This window comes from Deltaproteobacteria bacterium CG11_big_fil_rev_8_21_14_0_20_49_13, from assembly GCA_002796305.1.
Lineage (GTDB): Bacteria > UBA10199 > UBA10199.
In genome coordinates, this window is the sequence record PCWZ01000001.1 from 1 (window position 1) to 3,441 (window position 3,441).

1 protein-coding gene and 1 pseudogene (1 of these 2 only partly in view) are annotated in these 3,441 nt (G+C 48.7%); one reads left to right on the forward strand and one right to left on the reverse strand.

The features are described from left to right. Positions 1-2,182 (reverse strand): hypothetical protein (locus COV46_00005; protein PIR18448.1); only part of this gene is annotated, 2,182 nt, incomplete at its 3' end. A gap of 550 nt (positions 2,183-2,732) precedes the next feature. Here COV46_00005 and COV46_00010 point away from each other — a divergent pair. After that, positions 2,733-3,441, forward strand: a pseudogene (locus tag COV46_00010) (hypothetical protein); it runs 616 nt beyond the window's last position.

The following is a 3,441-nucleotide window of genomic DNA, read 5'->3' on the forward strand; positions in this document are numbered from 1 at the left end:
TAAAATAAACTTCGGTGCTGATGTTCTGCGAATATGTGTTGTCGCACGTTGTTTGGTCCAAAATAGCGGGACACGCCGTGTTCGGCGGGCCGGGCGCGGCAGCTTCTACAAATGAATCGTTGCACACACCGGGACCGCCCGAAAGATCCAAACTTTCGTAACGTGTTTCAAACGCATAGGTCGGTTGCAGATCGAACTCTCCAGTTATTGCGTATCTTGTGCGGGCGTTCCACTCAGCACCTCTGAGAGTAGTTGCCGTAAATGTGCCGTGCCATCTGTCCGAACTGTATTCATCTACCGTGATAGAAGCGCTCACATCAGTTACGGGACTATAGTGCGCATCCGCTCCATAGAATTTATCCGTTTCCTGATCCCAGAGCATGACGTTCCCTTCGAACGTTCCTATGCCGGACGAGTCGGGAGTCCACGATATGAACTGATACGACAGGGCGCTGGTCTCGTCGCCCGAATTTCTCGTATACGCCCAAATTATATTTTTTCCGGAGGGAAAGAAGATGTCCGTCAAATAGGTGTTTACCTGATTCGACATGTCCGTATCAGCTGCATAATACCCGCCCACAGCGTACGCGGACGTATCTTGGGTCACGCTGGTCGTAGCGCCGCCGTCCACCTGATAGGTTAGCTCAAAGACGCCGCTTCCTCCCGCGCGGATTCTTTTGTCGAAATCATGGTTGGAGTCTTTTGCCTCCGCCTTATATCCGCTCACATAATTTGCCTGGTCCGTTCCGCCGCACGCCCTAATGGAAGGAAACAGCCCGTAACTGGAAACGACGTAATAAGAGCAATCCTGCATGAATGATGCCAGATCTTCGCTGTCAATTATCGCATCGGCGCCGAATTCGTCTATCATCAGGTAGTTGGCGCTACCGTTGTTTCTCGACTCGGTGCGTTTTTCCGTTTCATCCCTTGCCTCGATAGCCGCGGCCTCATCGTCCCCGAGTTCGGAAAGCATCACGCACAACGCGGACGCGTAGTTGTCCTTGGCGGAGCCGCTCCCGGACATTTGCGCCATGAATCCGGAATAAATGCCGGGGAGTTGAGACATCTTCGAAGCGATTCCCGCATCCTGGCGGCAATTATTGATCATGTCTATTCCAACGCGCATCATGTCGGCATCGGCCGTAATAGCATCGAATTCGTCATTTGTGAACGAAGCCAGATAACCCGAAACGGTATCCCTATACTCGCTTTCGGAAACGTAGGCACAGCTGGTATCTGCCGAGCTGGCGGCCTTGCCGGATGCAAGATTCAGGGGAACGGCCGTGGGGGTGTAGGCGTAGTTCTGATAGTAAACATTGCTGACGTCCAGATCTTTTCCCTGCCACGCGCTAAAAGATGACTGACACGTTGCGCTGTCGCTTGCGGTGTTGAGCTGGGCGAACTTGTCGCATACGTCGCCCATATACTCCGCGGCAACCTCGTCGTTCTTGATCTCTCCTACCCACTCAAGAGGTTGCTTCTCTGCGGGCGGCGCCTCTCTTGCCGTCATGTAGGATATCGCGCTTAACCATGTGTTGCAGACGCTGTCCTGAACTCCCGCCCACGTTGTGTTGTTCTTGCAATTATCGTAGGTGGATTCCTTCAAACTGCGGAAACAGTTGATGTCAAAATCGCTGTTATCGGCGCACGCGGTATCCGGAGAGCAACCCAGTTTTTTCAGGGCGTCGTAGGACGCAAGCGTTTTTTCGGCATTCATTTCGCCGCGCGTTTCCGTTGCGCTATCCGCCGTAAAGGTCGATCTTGCGCAATCAAGAAGGGCCACCGTTCCGGCCGAGTCGGCGCATTTTACGCAGAGCAGGGAAGGGGTTGCATAGCTGCTTCCTTCGTGGGTTAGCGAATAGTTTCCGTCAGCATCAGTCTCGGCGGTTTCCAAGGCAGTCCATGTGGCCGCGTCGTGGAGCGTGCATGTAAGTCCCGCACCGGCTTCGCTTGCAAGAGAGACCTTTTGGACGGATTTTGATAAGCTTGCGCCGGCCGAGGCGGGCAAACTAACGCTCCCGGTTATGGTGTATGGAGAGCCACCGCTATCGCTGACGGTTGAACTTGAAAGGCTGAGCGGGTCTATTCCGGTCAAACAACCTGTCAAAGAGAGGGTGGCCGCGATACCCAACGCCAGCACTATTCGTCGCGTAATGATGAGTTTATTTATTTTGGGTTCCATTTTTAAGACCTCAACTTTCTACAATAGCAAAAAACATGCCAAATAAAATGCGGTTAACTATTTGAAATATAAATCTTATTTTGAACGAGATAAGCTTCAGACGGGTAAAAAAACACCCATCACATTGGTACTATTATATAACAGTGTAAAATCATTAATCTTATTAATGAGTGGATATTTAGACGGGTGGGTATTTATTATCTTTTTGAGAGTTGGGCGAGAGACTGTTGATTTTGTAGAGAAATCGGCCTGTCATCCCAGTGAGAACGGGGATCTCACGTATTTAACCGCTCAAGATTCCCGCTTTCGCTGGTAATGACGTAAAAAATCAACACGTAAAAAATCAACAGCCTCGGGAGAATAGTCCATTGTGTGAGGTCAAAAGTACCCGAAAGTGGGTGTAAGCCGTACGTCCGGCGTTGTTGGTATGTCCGTCGTGTTTTGAAGAACATGATGAAATTCTTGGGGTATTTAGATACACGATATCTATTACATCCCCAGTCCAATTTTGGCACGCAAGTTGCTGTTATACCCACCGAGGGCATCTTTTATGGTCAAATTTAAAAATATAATATTGGTTGTTTTGGCAACTATGCTGGTGCCGAGCGTGGTTTATTCGAAAGCTGAATTACTAACTCATTGGTCTGTCTACGAGAAAATATACGAGAACCGAGAAAAGTTTAAAGAAACGCCAAATGACAGCTACAGTATGAAGGAAATGATAAAAGAACAACTTGATGGTTTCGACCTTATCACGTCCGACATCGACCCGACTAAAATAAGCTGTGATACGCCTTTTGTGCAGCATAGCATCGATTACGATGAAGATACATACAATCCTAAATGGGGGAAAAATGTCTGTCCTCAGAAGGAATTTTTACCGACCGTATACGCAAGCATATTAAAACATCACCTGAATCAGCGAAAAATATATGAGGGTTGGTGGAACAAACCGTGCGAAGTTTCAACTGAAGAAGAGCTAAGAAGCGCGGTAGCGCTTGCTTCCGGAAACAAAGCGATAATTGGGAAATTTTGGAATATTTTTCTTAATCTGGAGGCCACTTGTGACGCGTGGGAAGATAAAGGTGTTTATTCATATATTTTTTTTCCAGTAAACTGTTATGACGATTCTATACCTGTGGGGACAACGGGAGACTGGAACGATATCGTGTTCAAGCCCTACACCGACGAGTGGTGGCATGCGCATATCTGCGCAACCGAAATAGTGAATTCAGAAGGGGAAAAAGCCCATCTAGACG